Below are 20,573 nucleotides of genomic sequence, written 5' to 3' on the forward strand. Positions count from 1 at the left end.
CATGACAGTCGCCGGACTCACACCGCCCGAAGCGGCCAGGTGGGCCGCCCGTACCGGCCTTCCGCTGCCCGCCGACCGCCACGCAGAGGTCGCGGCCACCGCCGACCACATCCACTCCGTCGTCTCCGTCCTCCGCGAGCTGGACTTCGGCGACACACCACCCGCGGCTGCCTACCGTGCGGACGACTCGGCAGGGAAGGAGGCGGGCGATGCAGCCGTATGAGCTCTCGCTGACCGCGGCGGCGCAGGAGATACGGGCCCGGCGGATGTCACCCGTCGAACTGGTCGACTCGGTGCTCGACCGGATCGAGCAGACCGAACCCCACCTGCGGGCCTATGTCACGGTGACGGCCGAGCACGCACGCCGCTCGGCGCGCCGGGCCGAGCGTGAGCTGGCCGCCGGCCACGCCGCCGGGCCCCTGCACGGCATCCCCATGGGGCTGAAGGACATGATCGACGTGGCCGGTGTGGCGACCACCGCCAGCTCCCGGGTGCGCGAAAGCCACCGGGCCCGCACCGACAGCACGGTCGCCGCACGCCTGACGGCGGCCGGTGCCGCGCTGCTGGGCAAGACCCACACGCACGAATTCGCCTACGGCCTCACCACACCTCAGACCAGGAACGCCTGGGACCCCGGGCGCGTCGCCGGAGGGTCGAGCGGCGGATCGGCCGTCGCCGTGGCGGCCGGCGCCGCCACCTTCGCGCTGGGCACCGACACCGGCGGATCGATCCGGGTGCCCGCCGCGCTGAACGGTGTCGTCGGCCTCAAGCCGACCTACGACCTCGTCCCCCGGCACGGCGTGACCTCCTTGTCCTGGTCCCTCGACCACGTCGGCCCGCTCGCCCGCACCGTGCAGGACATCGCGCCCGTCCTCGCCGTCCTGACCGGACACGCAGCCGGAGAAACCGGCGACGCGGACCTGACCGGGCTGCGCGTCGGCGTACCGGCCAACTACTACTTCGACCATGTCGACCCCGACGTCGAGGCGGCGGTCCGGCAGGCGATCGCCCGGCTCGAAGCGCTCGGCGCGCACCTCGTCGACGTCGAGATCCCCATGACCCGCTACATCCAGGCCGTCCAGTGGGGCCTGATGGTCCCCGAGGCCACGGCTTACCACGAACGGACACTCAGGTCGGTGCCCGAGCGCTACGCGGCGGACGTACGCATCCTCCTCGAAGCCGGTGAGCTGCTGCCCGCGGGGGACTATCTGCGCGCCCAGCGGGCCCGCACCCTGATGCGGCGGAGCTGGCTGGAGATGCTGGAGCAGGTCGACGTCATCGCGGCGCCGACCGTTCCCACCACGGCCGCCCAGGCCGACCGGCCCACCCTCAGCTGGCCCGACGGCACGGTCGAGAGCGTCTCCGACGCCTATGTACGCCTCTGTGCGCCCGCCGACATCACCGGAGTGCCGGCCCTGTCCCTCCCGGTCGGCCACGACCGGGCCGGTATGCCGATCGGTATGCAGCTGATGGGACGGCCGCTGGACGAGGCGGTGCTCCTGAGGGCCGGCCGCGCCTTGGAGCGGACCCAGCCGCCCCGTCTCCTCGCTCCGGTACCGGGCAGCGCTGACGCAATGATTTCGCATTAGCATGGAGCCATGGCCAGAACAATGGCGCGCCCCGGTGGGCGCAGCGCCCGGGTGCAGCAGGCCGTGCACGCCGCCGTGCACGAGCTCGAAGCCGAGGTGGGCCGGGAGGCGCTGACCGTCCCGCTGATCGCCTCCCGCGCCGGGGTCACCCCGTCCACCGTCTACCGGCGCTGGGGTGACCTGCGGGAACTGCTCTCGGACGTCGCCGTCGAGCACCTGCGCCCGGAGGCCGAACCCGAGGACACCGGGGAGCTGGCGGCCGACCTGACCGTGTGGGCCGAACAGTTCCTGGACGAGATGGCCTCACCCTCCGGCCGCGCCTACATCCGGGACGCCCTGCTCGGCGACCCGGAGGGAGCCAACGCCGGGCAGTGCTCCGCCTACGCCGCGGAACAGATCGGCACCGTGCTCCGGCGCGCGGCCGACCGCGGCGAGCAGCGGGTGCCCGACGCGGAGACGGTGCTCGACCGCGTCGTGGCACCCATGATGTACCGCATCCTCTTCAGGCCCGGCGGGCTCGACGCCGACTACGCGCGCCGCCTGGTGGCGGACTGCCTGACGCCGGAGCGGGACCGGCGATGAGTCACCTCCTCGCCGGCCACCCCCGATGCGGCCCCCGTATCCCCCGTATCCAGGGGCCCCGCTCCGGCCGCCGGGCACCGGTCGGCCCATCACGCGCACGACCGGTCAGCCCTTGACACACACCACCTGCCGCAGCTTGGCGACGACCTCGACCAGGTCGCGCTGCGCCTCGATGACGCGCTCGATCGGCTTGTAGGCGCCCGGAATCTCGTCCACCACACCCGCGTCCTTACGGCACTCCACCCCGCGCGTCTGCTCCGCGAGATCCCGCTCGGTGAAGCGACGCTTCGCCGCGTTCCGGCTCATCCGCCGGCCGGCGCCGTGCGAGGCGGAGTTGAACGAGGCCGCGTTGCCCAGACCCTTGACGATGTACGAGCCGGTGCCCATCGAGCCCGGGATGATCCCGAACTCGCCGCTGCCCGCGCGGATCGCGCCCTTGCGGGTGACGAGCAGGTCCAGGCCGTCGTACCGCTCCTCCGCCACATAGTTGTGGTGGCAGGAGATGGTCTCCTCGAAGACCGGCTTCGCCTTCTTGAACTCCTTGCGCACCACGTCCTTGAGCAGCCCCATCATCAGCGCCCGGTTGTACTTGGCGTACTCCTGCGCCCAGAACAGGTCGTGCCGGTAGGCCGCCATCTGCGGGGTGTCCTTGACGAAGACGGCCAGGTCCCGGTCGACCAGGCCCTGGTTGTGCGGCAGCTTCTGCGCCTCGCCGATGTGGAAGTCCGCGAGCTCCTTGCCGATGTTCCGCGAACCGGAGTGCAGCATCAGCCACACCCGGTCCGTGGTGTCCAGGCACACCTCGATGAAGTGGTTGCCCCCGCCCAGCGTGCCCATCTGCTTGGTGGCCCGCTCCTGCCGGAACCGCACCGACTCGGCGACACCGCCGAAGCGCGCCCAGAAGTCGTCCCAGCCCGAGGTCGGCAGCCCGTGCACAGCGCCCGGCTCCACCGGCTCGTCGTGCATCCCGCGCCCCACCGGGATGGCCTGCTCGATCCGCGACCGGAGCCGGGACAGGTCGCCGGGCAGCTGGCTCGCCGTCAGCGACGTACGCACCGCCGACATCCCGCACCCGATGTCCACGCCCACGGCCGCCGGGCAGACCGCACCGTGCATCGCGATCACGGAGCCGACCGTCGCGCCCTTCCCGTAGTGCACGTCGGGCATCACCGCGAGGCCCTTGATCCAGGGCAGCGTCGCGACGTTCTGGAGCTGCCGCAGCGCCGCGTCCTCCACAGTGCCCGGGTCCGCCCACATCCGGATCGGCACCCGGGCGCCGGGCATCTCCACATGAGCCATGGTCGTTCAACTCCCCCGTAACGGAACGTCGATGAAATCGAGGCGATGAGAAGGGAAGTCCGCCCCCCTGTCACCGGGCTTCCCCGCACGTCATTGTGGGCCGCCCGGCACCCGTGACGGCAAAGGATTTTCTGCCGGGCGGCCTCCGGCCTGCGCCACCGGCTCACCGTCGACGGAAAGCGCGCGCACCGCGTCCTACGAGGCGGCCGGATCGCTCTCGCACGACGGCTGCGACATGGGCCAGGCCCTCAGTGAGCTGTGCGACGCCTGGGACACCAAGCTCAAGACGGTCGAGGACGCCTGTGGCCAGATCTCCAACCACCTCGACTACACCCGCGCGGCCCACGGCAAGGACGAAGACGACATCACCACGGCCATGTCGTCCATCGCGACGCTCGACGACCGGATCAAGTAGGCGGCCAACGGGGGGAGACGAGGACATGGCCGAAACGGAGAAGATGTCGGTGGCCCAGCTCCGCGACCTGCGCCTGGGCAAGCTGCACGCCTCACCGAGGGCCGCCCTCTCCGGGGAAGAGCGGGCCTCAGGCGGTCAGGCGGAAATGGGCGCCCAGTTCTTGGAAGACGGCTGTGTTCAAAGCGAAAGCGTGCTTGCACTCTTCCACGATGCGGCGCTTTTCCAGCTCGTCGCAGGGGAGCGCGTCCAGCAGGGCGCGGTACTCGCGTTTGAAGGCGGCGGGATTGTCGATGGCGTCGAAGACGTAGAACCGGACGCCGTCTCCCTTGCGGGTGAAGCCCCAGGTCTTCTCGGCGGTGCCGCGGATGACCTGGCCGCCGGAGAGGTCGCCGAGGTAGCGGGTGTAGTGGTGGGCGACATAGCCGCCGGGCCAGGTGCGGGCGACCTCGGCGATCCGGTCCGCGTATGCGGCCGTGGCGGGCAGGGGCGCGACGCCTGCGCGCCAGTCGGCCGAGCCGCCGTGCAGGTGTGCGAGGTCTTGCTCCAGCGCGGGCAGCCGGAAGAGCTCGCCGCGGACGAAGGGGCCGGCCACCGGGTCGGGTGCCAGGTCGTCGGCGGCCCCTTCGAGCGCGCTGTAGATGAACCAGAGCTGCTCGGTGTAGCGGGTGTATGCCTCCACCCCGAGCCTGCCGCCGAGCATCTCGCTCATGAAGGAGGAGTTCTCGGCCTCGGTGTGCTGCTGGTGCGACGCGGTGCGGATCAGTATGGAGAAGGCCGTGGTGTGGTCCGTCGAGGTGTCCTGCGAGGGGGATGCGGCAGACGGCAAGACTGGCTCCCAGGGTGGACGACAGGGGCGTGCGGGGCTCCGACACGGTGCGATCCTGCTACTTAGGCTTACCTAAGTCAAGCATTTGCCGACACCCTGTCGGAAAACCCGTACCCCGCTGAGCCGCTGGGGAAGCGCCGAGCCGCTAGGGAAGCGTCAGGATCTCGGCGCCGCTGTCCGTCACCACCAGCGTGTGCTCGAACTGCGCGGTGCGCTTGCGGTCCTTGGTGACGACCGTCCAGCCGTCCTCCCACATGTCCCACTCGTAGGTGCCCAGCGTCAGCATCGGCTCGATGGTGAAGGTCATCCCCGGCTTCATCACGGTGGTGGCACGCGGGTCGTCGTAGTGCGGAACGATCAGCCCGGAGTGGAACGAGGTGTTGATGCCGTGCCCGGTGAAGTCGCGCACCACGCCGTAGCCGAATCGTTTCGCGTACGACTCGATCACGCGGCCGACGATGTTGAGCTGCCGGCCCGGCTTGACGGCCTTGATCGCGCGGTTCAGCGCCTCGCGCGTCCGCTCCACCAGCAGCCGTGACTCCTCGTCCACGTCCCCGCACAGATAGGTGGCGTTGTTGTCGCCGTGCACGCCGTCGATGTACGCCGTCACGTCCAGGTTCACGATGTCGCCGTCGCGCAGCACCGTGGAGTCGGGGATGCCGTGGCAGATCACCTCGTTGACGGAGGTGCACAGCGACTTGGGGAACTCGCGGTAGCCCAGCGTGGAGGGGTAGGCACCGTGGTCGATCATGTACTGGTGCGCCACCTCGTCCAGCTTGTCGGTGGTGACGCCGGGGGCGATGTGCCCTGCGGCCTCTTCCATGGCGCGCGCGGCGATCCGCCCGGCGACGCGCATCTTCTCGATCGTTTCGGCGTCCTGCACCTCGGGCCCCTCGTACGGGGTGGGCGCGGGCTTGCCGACGTACTCGGGGCGCGGGATCGAGGCGGGCACGGCGCGCGGCGGGGAGATCGTGCCGGGGACGAGGAGTGACTGGCCAGACATGTCTGCGAGTCTAATCCGGGCCCCGGGCTCCCCTCCGGCCGCGGGGACCCTTCGCGGTGACGCTCCGCCGGGCACTCTCGCGAGGGCACTTCGCGGGCCCTCCGCGGGGCTGCGTCCGGTGGACCGGTGCGGGACGATGTCCGTATGGCTCTGTTCAAGCGCAAGACGGTCGGCAAACCCGGAGAGTGGTTCTTCAACGTCGAGACGGGCACCGTGGAGGAGGGCCCCCAGTCGGCGGGCAAGAACCGGATGGGCCCCTACGCCAGCCGCGAGGAGGCGGCCCGGGCGCTGGAGACGGCGCGGGAGCGCACCTCCGAGTGGGAGAACGATCCGCGCTGGCATGAGCGCGGCGACCCCGGGGGCGGTACCACCGCCGCGAGCGGCGACTGACCCGCCTGCGGCGGGCCGGGCGCGGGGGGCCGGCTACCCCTCCCTGGCCTCCCGCACCGCACGCGCGTGCTCGCTGGTGCGCGCGTCGTACGCCAGCAGCTTCGGCAGGGCCGCCGCCAGCAGCGCCACGCACGCCACACACGCCAGGCCGCCCGACCACACGGAGGTACGGACGGAGGTGAGCGAGGCCACCGATCCCGAGCGGACCTGTCCCAGCTGCGGCCCGGCCGAGAAGGACAGCAGCTCGATCCCGGCCAGCCTGCCGCGCAGCTCGTCCGGGATGGTCTGGTTCCACATCGTGGATCGGAAGATCCCGCTGATCATGTCGAAGGCTCCGGACAGCACGAGGAAGAACAGCACCAGCCACACGTTCCCCACCACCCCGGCCACCGTCATCGCGGCGCCCCAGCCCGCGGCGGCCAGCAGCACCGCCAGTCCGTGCCGGTGCACCCCCGAGGTCCAGCCGCTGGTGGCGCTCACCAGCATCGAGCCGAACGGCAGCGCCGCATACATCAGCCCCAGCGACCACTGGGCCTCCAACTGGTCGGCCAGGAAGGGGAAGAGGGCGAGCGGGAACGCGAACAGCATCGCCACGACATCCACCGCGTAGGTGCCCAGCAGGTCCTTGCGGCCGATCGCGTACCGCGCACCCTCCCAGATGCCGCGCAGTGAGGGTTTCGCCGCGTCGTGCGCGGGCGGCGAGGGCGCGAGCCGCACCGCCAGCAGCAGCGAGAGCACATAGGTGGCCAGGTCGAGCGCGTAGGCGGTCTCCAGCCCCGCGTAGGCGATCAGGAAGCCCGCGAGCGCTGGTCCGGCCACGCCGCCCACCTGCCAGCGCAGCGAGTTGAGCGCCGCAGCGGCACTCAGGTGCCGGTGCTCGACGATCCTCGGCAGCACCGCGGCCAGCGCGGGCTGCTGGATACCGCTCAGGGCGCTGCTGAGTGCCGCGGCGAGGTAGAGCGGCCACACCATCGGGTGCGGCAGCAGCGTGTTGAGCAGCAGACCCAGCGCCACCACGCTCAGCGCGGCCTCGCTGCCCAGGATCAGGGTGCGCCGGTCGAAGGCGTCGGCGAGCGCCCCGCCGTAGAGCCCGAAGACGATCATCGGCACCAGCTCCACGGCCCCCAGCGCGCCCACGGCGGCCGCCGAGCCGGTCAGTTCCTTGACCTGGAGGGGCAGCGCCACGAAGGTGAGGAAGCTGCCGAAGGTGGTGATCAGTCCCGCGGTCCACAGAGTGCGGAAGTCGCGTGATTCCCGCCAGGGGGAGAGGTCCGGAAGCACGAGGGGGCATCCTTCCGCCGCCCCCGGAGGACGGCAACCGGATTTCGGTCCCCGGGCCCCGGCTCGGCCCTCCCCGAAGCCACCCGGGCCCCTCAGTCGCCCGCCGGCTGCTCGACCGTCAGCGGATCGAACGCGACCCGCACCCTGCGGCCCGCCCCGCCGCCCCACTCGATCACCACGGCCTGCTCCGCGCCCTCGGACACGGTGACCCTGGGCGCTGCGTCACGCGCGGTGTCACGTGCTGCGTCACGTGCTGCGTCACCCACTGCGGGCCGCGCTGCGTCACGCACTGCATCGCGCCCGCCGTCGCGCCCGCCCTCGCGCCCGGCGCCGCCCCCCAGCGCAGCTGCCGCCACGTACACCCCCGTACCGCTCACCTCTCCCTCCACCGCCGGGAGGCGCACCCACCGCGCGTACGCGGTCCCGTGCGGGGCCCGCAGCGGGTCGGTGGCCGCCAGGCCGTGCAGCGGTACCAGCTCCGCCGCCAGGTCCTCGCCGGCCGCCCAGCCGGTCAGCCGTACGCGGGTACCGGCGGGTGCGCCCACCACCCGGTGCGCCCGCACCTCCCAGCGCCCGCACACCACCGTCACGCTCTCCACCCGCAGCGACGGCGGCGCCGGTACGGCAGCGGGGAAGACGGGCCGGTGCCAGGACGCCGCCCAGCCCCACTCCCCGTCCGGGGCCGAGGCTGCCCCCAGCGGGTGCACCCGCCGCCGTACGCTCCAGGCCGCCGGTGCGCCGGGCCGGCCCGTGAGCCGGAGCGCCAGGTGGTTGTCGGGCGGGTTGCCGCGGGCTGTGGGTCCCGTGGCTGTGGAGTACGCGAAGCGCGCGTACAGCGGGTCCTCTTCCTCGAAGACCTCGGCCTGCCAGGGCCGTAGGGTGTCGCTGCCGTGGTTGTGCAGCCGCACAAGACCGTCGCCGCCGGTGCTGTGGACCAGCAGCCCCGGCGCGGTCAGGGCCAGCGCCCGGTCGGGCCCCTCGCTCGGCGCGGCCTCCTCGGTCGCCGTCCACAGCGGGTCCTCGGACGGTACGAGCAGCGCCACGAACCCCTTCGAAGCCCAGTACGGGGAAGCCGGTCCCGAGTACGTCTGCAGCGTCGCGTCGTGCGGGCCGTGCCAGCCGAGGGTCAGCAGACCGTCGGCGTCGACGGCGCCCCGCTCCAGGAAATAGCGCAGCGTGCCGCTCAGCAGCCGCCGGGAGACGCCGGGCGCCAGTGGCGTGTACCCGGTCACCGCGCCGAGCCCGACCGCCGCGCACGCGGCGAAGCGGTAGGTGAGCGAGCGGCCGAAGTGGAGCGGGGCTCCGTCACCGCCGAACGTCGGCGCGTAGCCCGCGAGGTGCTCGCGCAGCCGGGGCCCGTAGCGGGCCGACAGCGCCTCGTCGCCCGCGAGATGGGCGTGCAGCAGCGGATAGAGGTGCAGCGCCCAGCCGTTGTAGTGGTCGAAGGCGCGGCCGTCACCGTCGGCATACCATCCCTCGCCGCGCCACCAGCACTCCAGCAGCTCCAGCCCCCGCTCGATCGCCGCCCGCGTCTCGGCGTCACCGCGCCCGGCCGACTCCAGGAAGCCCGCGACACCGAGCGGGAAGAGATACCAGTTGTTCGGCGCCGGGGTGTGCCGCAGCGCGCCGCGCAGCCACTCCTCGGCCCTGGCCCGGGTGTCGTCGTCCAGCCGGTCCCACAGCCACGGCCGGGTGAGCCGCAGTGCCAGCGCCACGGACGCGGCCTCCACCATCGGCTGCCCGGCCGTGGTGTAGTCGCCGATCAGCGGCCAGGACTCGGCGTCATCCCGCCCCGGGGTGCGGGTGCCGGCCGTCAGCCCGTCCGCGTAGCGCTCCAGCAGCCCCGCCGGATCGGCACCTGAGGCACCGGCCGTACGGAAGGCGGCGGCCAGGAAGGTGCGCGCGTACCCTTCGAGCCCGTCCGAGCGGGTGCCGGAGCGGGAGGCACGCCCGGGCAGGTCCAGCAGCGCGCCGTGCGGGGTGGCCCAGCGCCACGCGGCGCGCAGCAGCCCGTCGGCGGCGGCCTCCCAGTGGGCGCGGGTGTAGCCGGTCCGGGGGCTGCGTACGTGGTCGGGCTCCGGTATGCCGAGGACGCCGGGGCCGCCTGCGGCGCTGTGCTCTCTCACGCCAACAGCTCCTTCCGCTCGGGGTGTACGGCATGGGCGAAGCCCTCACCGGCCGCCCAGCGGCGCACCTCGTCGAGGGTCAGCTCCGCCAGCCGGTCCAGCTCGTTGCCCTGCGAGCCGGCCAGGTGCGGGGTGAGCAGCGCGTTCTCGCAGTCCCACAGCGGATGGCCGGCGGGCAGCACCTCGGGCTCCGTGACGTCCAGCACCGCGTGGACACGGCCGTCGAGCAGCTCCTTGGTGAGCGCCTCCTGGTCGACGACCGCGCCGCGCGCGGTGTTGATCAGCGTGCCGCCGTCCCGCAGCAGGGCGAGCAGCTCGCCGCTCACCAGCCCGCGCGTTTCGGGCAGCAGCGGGGTGTGCACGCTCACCACGTCCGACGACGCGAACAGCTCGGCCAACTCGACCTTGGCCGCACCGAGCTCCGCCGCCCGGGCCGCGTCCACGTACGGGTCGTACAGCAGCACCCGCAGATCGTGCGCGGCCAGCAGCTCGATGACGCGGCGGCCGATCAGGGAAGCGCTCACAATGCCCACGGTGCGGCGGTAGTTGCCCAGCTGCGGATCGGGGAAGAGCCAGTCCGTACGGCTGCGCTGCCGCTGGTAGGCGCGGGCCACCGGCAGCACCCGCTTGTTCGCCAGCAGGACCATGGCCAGCGTGTACTCGGCGACAGGTGCCGCGTTGGCGGCCGCCGCCGTGGAGACCTCGATACCGCGTGCCCAGCAAGCGGGGGTGAGGTGCCCCCGCACGCTGCCCGCCGTGTGCGCGACGGCACGCAGCCGAGGGGCCCGTGCGAGCGCGGCCTCGTCCAGCGGCGGGCAGCCCCAGCCGGTGATGAGCAGCTCCACCTGGGGCAGGACTCTGCCGGCGGCCTGGCAGGTGAAGTCGGACAGTACCGGCTCGGTGAGCTCGACCACTTCGGCGAGGCGGCGCCGTACGGCGGGCTTCAGGACGGCGTCCGCAGCGCGGACGTCCATGGCGAGGGCGGCGAGAGGCTTGCTGCGGGGCATTCGGCTCCTGGTGGTGTGGATGCGTGTGCGTGGTACGGACCGGCTCACTTCACGCTGCCCGCTGTCAGGCCCGACTTCCAGTAGCGCTGCAGCAGTACGAAGGCGACGATCAGCGGGAGGACGGCGAGCAGCGAGCCGGTGATGACGACGGGGTAGTAGTCGGGCGTCACGACGGCGGAGCTGTTCCAGATGTACAGCCCCAGGCTGACTGGGAAGAGCGACTGGTCGGACAGCATCACCATGGGCAGGAAGAAGTTGTTCCAGATCGCGGTGAGCTGGAAGAGGAACACCGTCACCACGCCGGGGCCCAGCATCCGCAGCGCCACCCGGAAGTAGGAAGCCAGCTCGCCCGCGCCGTCCACCCGGGCGGCCTCCAGCACCTCGTCGGGTACGTAGCCCTGGCTGAAGACCCGCCCCAGATACACCCCGAACGGGTTGAACAGCACGGGGATGAACACCGACCAGAAGGTGTTGACCACTCCCACCTCGGAGGCCATCAGATACAGCGGGAGCGCCAGCACGGTGGGCGGCACCATGACGCCCGCGAGCACCAGCCCGAACAGCTTCTCCTTGCCGCGGAAGCGGTACTTGTCGAAGGCGTACCCGCACGCGACGCTCACCATGGAGCCCAGCGCCGCACCCAGCACGGCGTACAGCAGACTGTTGACGTACCAGCGCCCGTAGATGCCGTCCTGGGTGGCGAACAGCGTCGAGATGTTGTCGGCGAGGGAGAAGTCGCCGAGCGAGAGCAGATCGCTGCTGAAGAGCGCGTCCCGGTTCTTGGCGGCTGCCAGCACAAGCCACAGCACCGGCAGCAGGGTGTAGAGGACGGACAGGCCCACGACGGCGTTGACGGCGGTCCGGCCCAGCAGCCGGGGCCGCGCCGCGCGCGGCGGAGCGAAGCCGCTCATCGGGAACCCTCCTGAGCGGCGTGTGCCGCGCCCGTGCGGTTGCTCCACCGGCTCAGCCCGTAGGACAGCGCGACGGTGACGGCGAGCAGCACCACCGAGGCGGCCGCGGCCAGGCCGTAGTTGTTGCGGGTGAAGGCGGCGTCGTAGATGTACATGTTCGGCGTGAAGCGGCTGCCGACGATCGGTGTGGCCTGGCTGAGCAGCATCGGCTCGGTGAACAGCTGCAGCGACCAGATCAGCGTGAACATCGCGACCATCACCCCGGAGGCACGCACCAGTGGCACCTTGATCTGCAGCGCCGTACGGACCGGACCCGCGCCGTCCACCAGCGCGGCCTCCGTCAGCTCCCGCGGCACTGCCTGCAAGGCGGCGTAGAAGATGACGACGTTGTAGCCGAGATTGCTCCACATCGCGACGTTCACGATGGACGGCAGCACGGTGTCCACGCCGAGGAAGTCGACGGTGATGTCGGCCTCGGCCAGCGCCTCGACGACCGGGCTGAGCCCCGGCGTGTACAGATACAGCCAGATGACGGCGGCGATCAGGCCCGGCACCGCGTGCGGCAGGAACAGCCCCAGCTGCGCCGTACGCCGCAGCCGCACCGCGCCCGAGTCCAGGAGCAGCGCCAGCGCGAGGGCCAGCAGCACCATCAGCGGGATGTAGACGAGACAGTAGAGCGCCGTCGTCCCCAGCCCTGCCAGGAAGGTGGGGTCGGACAGTACGGCCCGGTAGCTGCGCAGCCCGGCGAAGACGGTGCGCTCGGGGCCGAAACCGAGCCCCGGCTGGTCGTCGCTGAAGAAGCTCAGCCACACCGCGCCGCCCACCGGAACCAGGAAGACGACGACCAGCAGGACGAAGAACGGGGTCATCAGCGCCGCACAGGCGCCCAGTCTGCGCCGCCGCGCGGTGTCCGGCGCCCCGCTCCGCGGGACGGCGGCCGGACGGGCGCCGGCCCCCGCCCGGCCGGGCGCGCCTGCCGCGCCGGTCTGCGTGGTGGTGGTCGTGGTCATCGGGAGCCCTCCCGCGCGTTCAGCCCGAGGGACTTCAGATCAGGCATCGTCCCCCGCTGGCCCGCGCGCAGCGCGTCCAGCACGGTGCCCCGCCCCTCGCCCACCCGCGCCAGCCGGTCCTGGACGGTCTTGAGCGTGGCCGTCATCCGCGGACCCCACTTCCACTGCCCGGAGATGCGCTCGGCCTCCCGCCGGAAGAGGGGGTAGATGTCCTGGCCGCCGAAGTAGCTGGTGTCCATCGCCTTCCGGGCGACGGGAACCAGCCCGGTGGCCGCCGGATACGCGCTGCTCGTCCCGCTGGAGAGCCGGGCCTTGAGCGACTCGGGGCTGGAGACCTGCCACTCGATGAAGTCCATGGCCTCCTTGGGGTGTTGGCTGTCCTTGGTGACGGCGAACGTGGAGCCGCCGTGGGTGCCGACGCGCGGGCGCGCCAGGTCCCACCGGGGCATCGGAGCCACCCGCCACTTGCCTCTCTGGCCCGGCTGGGAGGACATCGTCCCGCCCGCGTCCCAGGCACCGGCCAGCTTGCCGAACACCGCGCCCCTGCCGACCTGCGCCGAACCCTCCTGGGTGTCGACCGAGTTGACGAAGACCAGCTTCTCGTCGATCAGCCGCTGCCAGTACGCCGCCACCTTCCTGGTGGGCTTGTCCGTCATGGAGACCGTCCAGGTCCCGCCGCGGGTGTCGAACCAGCGCGCCCCCGCCTGCCAGGCCCAGCCCGCCAGCTGGGTGCCGCCGTCGGTGGGGAAGGTGGCGATACGCGAGCCGGGCGCCGCGCGCTTGATCTTCCGCGCCGCCCGCTCGAACTGCGACCAGGTGCGCGGTACGGCGATGTCGTACCTCTCGAACAGGTCCTGGCGGTAGAGGAAGACCATCGGCTCCACGTCCAACGGCACGCTGAACGTGCGGCCTTCGAACGTGGTGAGCGCCAGCGCCTGCGGCAGCAGCTTCTTCCGCAGGCGCTCGCCGACCAGGGGCGTGATGTCGCGGGCCACCCCGTCGATGGCGAACCCGGGTACCTGCGGGTACTCCAGGGTGGCGACGTCGGGCGCGTTGCCTGCGCGGGCCGCGTTGCTCAGCTTCGCGTACCCGCCCTGGTTGCCGGAGGGGATCTGCTGGAAGTCGACGTGGACGCGGCTCTGGCTCTTGTTGTAGGCGTCCACCACCTCCTGACTGCCGCGCAGCGCGGACCAGAACGTGATGTGGACGGGGCCCTTGCCCGGCCTTCCCGCCGCGGCCCCGGCCGCCGCCGAACCGTCGCCGGTGCAGGCGGTGGTCAGCAGGAGCGGGAATGCGGCCAGGGCGGTCAGGGCGGTGCGGGCGAACCGCGGGATACGGCGGTGCACGGTGGGGGCCTCCTTCGTGGGAGGAGGGGGACATCCGCATCCTGAGCGCTCGAACGAAGAGGGTCAATGGATCGATCAGGAGAAAATAAAGCGGTCAAACGATCGTTCGAGTCCGGGAGTTGGCTGCTCCCCTGCACGACCGGGGCCCTCGGCCCGCTACCCGGCGGCGCCCTCCGCCTCTGCCTCGGAGGCCGCCTCCGGGGCCGTCCGAGGGACCGCCGAGGCGACCCGAGCCGTCGAGCCCCGCACCTTCAGCTGGGGCAGCAGCTCGATCCTGCGCACCGCCTCCGGCGCCTCACCACGGGGATGCCGCAGCCGGCGCAGCAGCAGCTCGGCAGCTGCCCGGCCGATCTCCTCCTTCGGCGGTGCCACTGCCGTCAGCGGCGGACTGCCCAGCGCCGCCACCACGTCGTCGTACGCCACAACCGAACAGTCCTCGGGCACCCGCAAGCCTTGTTCGCGCAATTGCTGAACCAGCATCAGCGCGTCCACGTCCGCGTGCAGCACGGCCGCTGTCGCCCCGTGCTCGCGCAGCACAGCGGGCAGATCCACCAGCGCCGCGGGGCGCCGGTCCGTGCCGTCGGCCGTGCCGTCGTCCAGGTCGTTGTCCGCGCCGTCCCGCACGCCCGCGCTGAGCACCACGGCCCACTCGGCCACCTCCGCGCGCTCGCTCGCGATCTGCGCGAACGCGGCGCGCAGCGTGCGGGCCGTCGGGCTGTCGTCCCGCGCCGCCAGCACGATACGGCGGTGCCCCAGCGACACCAGGTGGTCCAGCGCCAGATGAGCGCCGTACCAGTGGTCGCTGCGCACCGAGTCATGGGCGTGCAGGGGCGAGCCCGGCGCGGGCCGGCGCTCCATCAGGACGGTCGGCACGGGCAGCTCGGCCAGCCACTCCTCGTCCCGCACAGCGCTGGCTGCGGTCTGCCAGCGCGGCGACACCAGCAGCCCCCGCACCCCCTGCTGCACCGCCTGCCGGGCCATCGCCCGCTCCGCTTCGGCCCGGTGCGGGGCGATGTGCAGGGACATCCGCACACCCGCCGCCTCCAGCGCGTCCCGGGCGCCGCGCACCGCCTCGAACAGATACGAGTGGTTCTCCGGGACGATCAGACCCACCGCCGGCGCCGAGGCGTCGTGCTGTACCGGCACCGGAGAGAGGGAACGCGCCACCCCGTGCCCCCGCCGCAACTGCCCACGCCGCGCCAGCTCTTCCACGTCCCGCCGCAGGGTGACGACGGAGACGCCGAGCTCCGCGGCGAGTTGGGTGACCCGCACCTCCCCGCGCGTACGGACCGCCTCCAGCACCCTCTCCCGCCTGACGGCGGCCCCCTCGCGCACGGCGGTAGCCCTTTCGTTTGACCGTTTCTCCCTACGATACGACCCCCCCTGCGGGGTGAGCGGAACGTAGGGGCCGAGGTTGCCGCCGAATCCGCTGGAAAAGCCGAGGTCCGGTCCGCAACCACAACGTCCGCCGCGGTTACCGCTGGCGGCGGACCAGTTCGTGGAAGAGGCCGCCCGGGTCGGCGAGGAGGGCGGACGGAGTGCCCTCCTGGACCACGCGGCCCTGGTCCATGACGAGCACGCGGTCCGCGTCCAGCACGGTGGACAGCCGGTGGGCGATCACGATGCGGGTGGCGCGCAGCTGACTCGTGGCCTCGGTGACCACCCGCTGGGTCTCGTTGTCGAGCGCGCTGGTCGCCTCGTCGAAGAAGAGCAGCCGGGGGCGGCGTACCAGTGCCTGGGCGATCATCAGGCGTTGCCGCTGGCCGCCGGATACGGTGCTGCCGCCGTCGGAGAGCATGGTGTGCAGTCCCATGGGCATGGCCTTGATCTCGTCGGCGACTCCGGCCATCCGGGCGGCTTCCCACACCTCGTCCAGGGGGAAGGTCTCGGCGCCGCAGATGCACTCCAGGATGGAGCCGGCATGCGGCTGGGCGTTCTGCAGGACGACGCCGCACTGGCGGCGTACGGCCGACTGGTCGAGCGCCGCCAGATCCTGCCCGTCGTAGCGGACCTCCCCCGAGGTGGGCCGGTCGAAGCCGATCAGCAGCCGCAGCAGCGTCGACTTGCCGCAGCCGCTGGCGCCGACGACGGCGACGAACTCGCCGGGCTCGGCGCGGAAGGAGACGCCGTCCAGGACGAGTGGCCCGTCCTCGGAGTAGCGGAAGGTCAGCTCCCGCGCCTCGACGGCTCCCGACAGGGTGCCCGGCTGTACGCTGCCGCCCCGCACCTCTGGCAGTTCGTGCAGCACCGGCTTGATCTGCTCGTACATCGGCAGCACGGCGGCGCAGGAGATCAGCGCGTTGGTCAGCTGGGTGACCGACGTCAGCAGCATCGTCATCGCCGTGGTGAAGGTGAGGAACCCGCTGGGGGAGAGCGCGCCCCGCGCCGGGCCGCTCAGCAGGACGAACAGCAGCAGCGTGGCGAGCGGCAGATAGACCGCGTTGACGACGGTGCTCAGATTGCGGATGCGTCCGGCCCGGCGCTGGAGTTCCCGGCTGCGTGCGAACTCCTTGGCCCACGCCGCGTACGCGAAGGACTCGGCCGCGGCCACGCGCAGCTTCGGCAGGCCGCGCAGGGTCTGGAACGCCTGGTTGTTCAGCTTGTTGTTGAGCTTCACCAGGCGGCGCTGCCAGCGCAGCTGCCACAGTCCCGTGGCGGCGAACACGGTCGCGACCACCGCGAGGACACCGAGCGCGGCGAGGGCGAGCTGCACGCTGTAGGCCAGCAGCAGCACGAGATTGACCGCGGCGATGGTGCCGGACTGTACGACGATCGAGCTGATGCCCGAGAGCACCCGCCGGATGGCGCTGACGCCCATGGCGGCGCTGGCCAGTTCCCCGGTGGAGCGTTCGGCGAAGAACCGGGTCGGCAGCCGCAGCAGCCGGTCCCATACGGCCGGTTGGAGGCCGGCCTCGATGCGGCCTTCCAGTCTCAGCAGCGCGGTGTTCTGCAGCAGCATGAATGCGGCCGCGATCACCGCGGTGCCCATCAGCGCCGCCGCTGCCTGCACGATCAGGCCCTTCTCGGCGCGGGGCACGTACTCGCCCAGCACCTGCCCGGTGGCCACCGGCACCAGCGTGCCGAGGCCGATCGCGACCAGCCCGCTCAGCACCAGGGTGAGCAGGTCGCCGCGGGCGCCGTGCAGCGCGAAGCGGAGCAGACGGCGTGCGGGCAGCGGCTTCTCGGGCAGCGGCCGGTAGAACATCACGGCGCGGGCGGCGAGGGTGGCCGCGTTCTGCTTGCCGAGCCGCCAGCGGCTGCCGCTGCCGGGCTGTACCGCCTCGTACCGGCCGCGCCGCCACAGCAGTGCCACGGGCGCGCCGCTCGCGGCCCGGAAGCCGACCAGCGGACCGGTGTTCTCCTTCCACCAGTCGCCGGAGAGCTTCACCGCGCGGGTGCGCAGTCCCGAGGTGAGGGCGAGGCGTTCGACCGGGTCCATCCGGTCGTCGGAGGAGAGTCCTTCGGGCGGCAGCCGCAGGGTGACTCCGGCCGCTTCGGCGACCGCCCGGCAGACGGCCACCGTGCTGTCGTCGGTCTGCCGGCTGCCTCGACTGCCGCCCGCCGACTTGTCGATCGCGGCGAGCAGCGCCTCGTCGGCCTCGGCGCGGACGTTCTCGCCCGCCTCCATACCGGCTGCCGTACGGTCCTCGTGTGCGCGCTCCAGCCGGTCGATCCAGCGGTCCAGGGTCAGCAGCAGCCGGGAGAGCTGGTCGACCATGAGCTGCCAGGTCGTACCGTCGATCAGCAGTTCGGTCGAGCTGCCGTACCGTACGCTGCCGGGCGCCACGGGCATCCACAGGATGTCGTCGTCGGTGGCGGGCGCCTGCTGGTCCGCGTGCGGCTCGTGCCCCGGCTGCCCGTCCAGCGGCGCCTCGAACAGCACGCGCAGGCCGCGCCCGACACCCCGCGCGAACGCGTCCTCCAGCGGCCCGAGCACACCACCACTCTGCTCCCAGGCCCCGGCTTGGCCGCCGTACGCCGGGTACTGGCCGGTGTCGTAGGCGGGGTAGGAGCCGGTGTCGTAGGCGGGGTAGGAGCCGGTGTCGTACGCCGGGTACCGGCCCGTCTCGTACACCGTGTGGCTCCCGGTGTCGTACGGGTCCGCGGTGCCGTACCCGCCGAAGCCGCCCTGCGCGGCGGACTGGTGGAACAGCTCCATCAGGGGTATCCGGCGCAGCACCCCGCCGCGCACCGGACGGCCCACCAGGGTGTGCCGCGGTCCCTGGACGGGGCCGAGGAGCAGCGTGCCGGCCTCCAGCCGGCCCAGGAAGTGCCAGTGGCCCTGCCCGGCGACGTCCACCGCGAACACGTCCATCGCGCCCTCGGCCACCAGCCACAGCACATGCGGCCCCTCCAGCGCCAGGCCGCTGCCGGGCGTGTGCTGCACCGCTTCGCCGAGCCGGCCGAAGTGCGCGACCACCACGTCGGGCGCCGCTGAGTGGTGCTGCGGGTCTGCCGTCGGATACAAGTACCTCAGTGCTCCTTGACGAGGCGGGCGTACGCGCCCTGCGCCGCGAGCAGTTGTTCGTGCCGTCCCCGCTCCACGACGCTGCCGCGGTCCAGCACGACGATCTCGTCGCTGTCCCGGACGGTGCTCAGCCGGTGCGCGATCACCACACAGGCGCAGCCGCGCCGCCGCAGGTTGTCGATGATGACCGCCTCGGTCTCGGCGTCCAGCGCGCTGGTCACCTCGTCCAGTACGAGGATGCTGGGGTGCCGCACCAGCGCCCTGGCGATCTCCAGCCGCTGCCGCTGGCCGCCGGAGAAGTTGCGGCCGTCCTGCTCGACGCGGCTGTGCAGACCGCCGGGGCGGCGCGCCACGTCCTCGTACAGCGCGGCGTCCCGCAGCGCCTCCTCGACCGCGTCGTCGGTGAGGGAGGGGTCCCACAGCGCCACGTTGTCCCGCACCGTGCCCTCGAAGAGGAACACGTCCTGGTCGACGAACGAGACGGAGGCGGCCAGCGCCCCGCGCGGCAGGTCCTCCAGCCGCTGCCCGTCGATCCGGATGATCCCCTCCCACGGCGTGTACAGGCCCGCGATCAGCCGTGAGACCGTGGACTTGCCGCTGCCCGAGCCGCCGACCAGCGCGATCTGCTGCCCGGGACCCACGGCCAGTGACAGCCCCGTCAGCAGCGGCTTGTCCAGCGGGCTGTAGCCGAAGGTGACGTTCTCCAGCGTCACATGGCCGGCCAGCCGCCGGGTGCTGGCGGCCGGTTCGCGGCGGGTGTAGAGCGGGTCGGCGGGGAATGCCTCCACGTCCTTGAGCCGGGCGACGTCGGCTGCGAAGTCCTGGATGCGGCCCGCCACCGAGTTCAGCCGGGTCAGGGGCGCGGTGAAGCTGGTGACCAGCGCCTGGAAGGCGACCAGCAGCCCCGCCGTGATGGCGCCCTCCACGGCGCGCATCCCGCCGATCAGCAGGATCAGGGCGCTGTTGAGCGTGGCCAGCGTGGGCGCGACCACGGCCAGCGCGGCGCTGGGAACCCCGAGCCGCTGCTGGGTGTCGAGCGTGGTGGCGTGCTGGCCGGCCCAGCGGCGGAAGTAACCGGCCTCGCCGCCGGTCGCCTTCATCGTCTCGATGAGCTGGAGACCGCTGTAGGAGGTGTTGGTGAGCTTGGCCCGGTCGGCGCGCAGCTTCTGCGTCCCGGTGGCCCGCAGCCGGACGACCACCCGCATCGCCACCACGTTCAGCAGCGCGATCCCCACGCCGACGAGGGTGAGTTGCGGATCGTAGGTCCACAGCAGCACCGCGTAGCCGACGACGACCACGGCGTCCACGCCCGCCGCCGCCAGGTCCCTGGCCAGGGTCTCGGCCACCGTGTCGTTGGACTGCAGACGCTGGACCAGGTCGGCCGGGTTGCGCTGCGCGAAGAAGGTGACCGGCAGCCGCAGCAGATGCCGCAGGAAGCGGGCGCTGCTGAGGGTGGAGGAGATCAGCCGGGCGCGCAGCAGATTGCCCTGCTGGAGCGCGGTCAGTGTGCCGGTGAGCACGACGGCGGCGCCCATCGCTGCGAACAGCACGTCCAGCAGCGAGTCCTGCCCGCCGAAGACGAAGGTGTCGATGTAGGTGCGGCTCAGTGCGGGCACCGAGGCACCGACGACGACCAGCAGGAAGCTGGCCACCAGCGCCGCCAGCATCGCGCCCGAGGTGCCTCGCAGCCGCGCCGGGAGGGCGCCGGTGACGCTCGGCTTGCGGCCGCCGCGCCGGAAGTCGTCGGACGGTGCGAAGGTCAGCACCACACCGGTGAACGAGGTGTCGAACTCCTCCATGGAGACGAACCTGCGCCCGCGCGCCGGGTCGTTGATGTGCACACCGCGCCGACCGAAGCGACGGCCCATCCCGTCGAAGACGACGTAGTGGTTGAACTCCCAGAACAGGATGGCGGGCGCGCGCACCTCGGCCAGTCCGGCCGGTTCCATCTGCATGCCCTTGGCCGTCAGCCCGTAGCCGCGCGCGGCCTTCAGCAGACTGCTGGCCCGCGAGCCGTCCCGGGAGATGCCGCAGGCGATGCGCAGCTCTTCCAGCGGTACGTGCCGCCCGTAGTGGCCCAGCACCATGGCGAGCGCGGCCGCACCGCATTCGACGGCCTCCATCTGGAGCACCGAGGGGGTGCGCACGCTCCTGGTGCGGCGCGGGGGCTGCGGCTTCGCGCCGCTGCCCGCGCGGGGCTTCCCGGCGGGGGCCGTGCGGGTCTTGCCGCCGGGGGCGCCGCGCCGCTGCGCCCGTACGCCCGGGGCGGGTGCCTGGCGGCCGCCGTGCCGGCGGCGCTGCTGCCGCTGGTGCGGGGGCC

At 72.3% G+C, this 20,573-nt stretch carries 17 protein-coding genes; 5 read left to right on the plus strand and 12 right to left on the minus strand.

Features of this window, described 5'->3' with window-relative positions; genetic code table 11:
* Position 1 precedes the first annotated feature (1 nt).
* The 3 genes from JW592_RS03745 to JW592_RS03755 are packed head-to-tail and all read left to right on the plus strand — an operon-like array spanning position 2 to position 2,171.
* Positions 2-223, plus strand: coding sequence for a hypothetical protein (locus JW592_RS03745; RefSeq protein WP_209263386.1), 222 nt, complete (start codon positions 2-4; stop codon positions 221-223).
* Positions 210-1,589 (plus strand): amidase, encoded by a 1,380-nt coding sequence (locus JW592_RS03750; protein WP_209263387.1) that lies wholly within the window; start codon positions 210-212, stop codon positions 1,587-1,589. The genes JW592_RS03745 and JW592_RS03750 overlap by 14 nt, the downstream gene beginning before the upstream one ends.
* Before the next feature lie 9 nt (positions 1,590-1,598).
* Positions 1,599-2,171: a TetR/AcrR family transcriptional regulator gene (locus JW592_RS03755; RefSeq protein WP_229375099.1), complete on the plus strand. Its 573-nt coding sequence runs from the start codon at positions 1,599-1,601 to the stop codon at positions 2,169-2,171.
* 105 nt (positions 2,172-2,276) lie between these two features.
* Here JW592_RS03755 and JW592_RS03760 read toward each other — a convergent pair whose 3' ends face one another.
* The gene (locus JW592_RS03760) at positions 2,277-3,470 is read right to left on the minus strand and encodes an RtcB family protein (protein WP_209263388.1); all 1,194 of its coding nucleotides are present in this window, start codon (positions 3,468-3,470) and stop codon (positions 2,277-2,279) included.
* A 235-nt stretch (positions 3,471-3,705) separates the two neighbouring features.
* On the opposite strand from JW592_RS03760, the gene JW592_RS03765 reads away from it, so the two are divergent.
* Positions 3,706-3,885, plus strand: a complete 180-nt coding sequence (locus JW592_RS03765) for a hypothetical protein (RefSeq protein ID WP_209263389.1) — start codon at positions 3,706-3,708, stop codon at positions 3,883-3,885.
* 127 nt (positions 3,886-4,012) lie between these two features.
* On the opposite strand, the gene JW592_RS03770 is transcribed toward JW592_RS03765, so the two are convergent.
* Positions 4,013-4,711 (minus strand): biliverdin-producing heme oxygenase, encoded by a 699-nt coding sequence (locus JW592_RS03770; protein ID WP_209263390.1) that lies wholly within the window; start codon positions 4,709-4,711, stop codon positions 4,013-4,015.
* 145 nt (positions 4,712-4,856) lie between these two features.
* The gene (gene map / locus JW592_RS03775; RefSeq protein ID WP_209263391.1) at positions 4,857-5,714 is read right to left on the minus strand and encodes a type I methionyl aminopeptidase; all 858 of its coding nucleotides are present in this window, start codon (positions 5,712-5,714) and stop codon (positions 4,857-4,859) included.
* A gap of 144 nt (positions 5,715-5,858) precedes the next feature.
* On the opposite strand from map, the gene JW592_RS03780 reads away from it, so the two are divergent.
* A complete protein-coding gene (locus JW592_RS03780) occupies positions 5,859-6,104 on the plus strand; it encodes a hypothetical protein (protein ID WP_209263392.1) in 246 nt (81 codons plus the stop codon).
* A gap of 33 nt (positions 6,105-6,137) precedes the next feature.
* On the opposite strand, the gene JW592_RS03785 is transcribed toward JW592_RS03780, so the two are convergent.
* From JW592_RS03785 to JW592_RS03825, 9 genes are all read right to left on the minus strand, one after another.
* Positions 6,138-7,385 carry an MFS transporter gene (locus tag JW592_RS03785; protein ID WP_209263393.1) on the minus strand — a complete coding sequence of 416 codons (1,248 nt, stop codon included), beginning with the start codon at positions 7,383-7,385 and terminating at the stop codon, positions 6,138-6,140.
* A 92-nt stretch (positions 7,386-7,477) separates the two neighbouring features.
* Positions 7,478-9,511, minus strand: a complete 2,034-nt coding sequence (locus tag JW592_RS03790) for a DUF2264 domain-containing protein (protein ID WP_372446445.1) — start codon at positions 9,509-9,511, stop codon at positions 7,478-7,480.
* Positions 9,508-10,518 (minus strand): hydroxyacid dehydrogenase, encoded by a 1,011-nt coding sequence (locus JW592_RS03795; protein ID WP_209263394.1) that lies wholly within the window; start codon positions 10,516-10,518, stop codon positions 9,508-9,510. Before JW592_RS03795 ends, JW592_RS03790 begins: the two co-directional genes overlap by 4 nt.
* Positions 10,519-10,562: 44 nt before the next feature.
* The gene (locus JW592_RS03800) at positions 10,563-11,429 is read right to left on the minus strand and encodes a carbohydrate ABC transporter permease (protein ID WP_209263395.1); all 867 of its coding nucleotides are present in this window, start codon (positions 11,427-11,429) and stop codon (positions 10,563-10,565) included.
* On the minus strand, positions 11,426-12,439 hold the full coding sequence (locus JW592_RS03805) for a carbohydrate ABC transporter permease (protein WP_209263396.1): 1,014 nt from the start codon (positions 12,437-12,439) through the stop codon (positions 11,426-11,428). Before JW592_RS03805 ends, JW592_RS03800 begins: the two co-directional genes overlap by 4 nt.
* Positions 12,436-13,785: an ABC transporter substrate-binding protein gene (locus JW592_RS03810; protein WP_307805275.1), complete on the minus strand. Its 1,350-nt coding sequence runs from the start codon at positions 13,783-13,785 to the stop codon at positions 12,436-12,438. The genes JW592_RS03805 and JW592_RS03810 overlap by 4 nt, the downstream gene beginning before the upstream one ends.
* Positions 13,786-13,941: 156 nt before the next feature.
* Complete coding sequence (locus tag JW592_RS03815) at positions 13,942-15,120, minus strand: substrate-binding domain-containing protein (protein WP_209263397.1); 1,179 nt, start codon at positions 15,118-15,120, stop codon at positions 13,942-13,944.
* Positions 15,121-15,259: 139 nt separating this feature from the next.
* Positions 15,260-18,208 (minus strand): NHLP bacteriocin export ABC transporter permease/ATPase subunit, encoded by a 2,949-nt coding sequence (locus tag JW592_RS03820; RefSeq protein ID WP_372446446.1) that lies wholly within the window; start codon positions 18,206-18,208, stop codon positions 15,260-15,262.
* Positions 18,209-18,258: 50 nt separating this feature from the next.
* A complete protein-coding gene (locus JW592_RS03825; RefSeq protein WP_229375172.1) occupies positions 18,259-20,376 on the minus strand; it encodes an NHLP family bacteriocin export ABC transporter peptidase/permease/ATPase subunit in 2,118 nt (705 codons plus the stop codon).
* Between the last annotated feature and the right edge of the window lie 197 nt (positions 20,377-20,573).

The sequence above is a fragment of the Streptomyces spirodelae genome, from assembly GCF_017676385.1.
In the GTDB taxonomy this organism is placed as follows: Bacteria; Actinomycetota; Actinomycetes; order Streptomycetales; family Streptomycetaceae; genus Streptomyces; species Streptomyces spirodelae.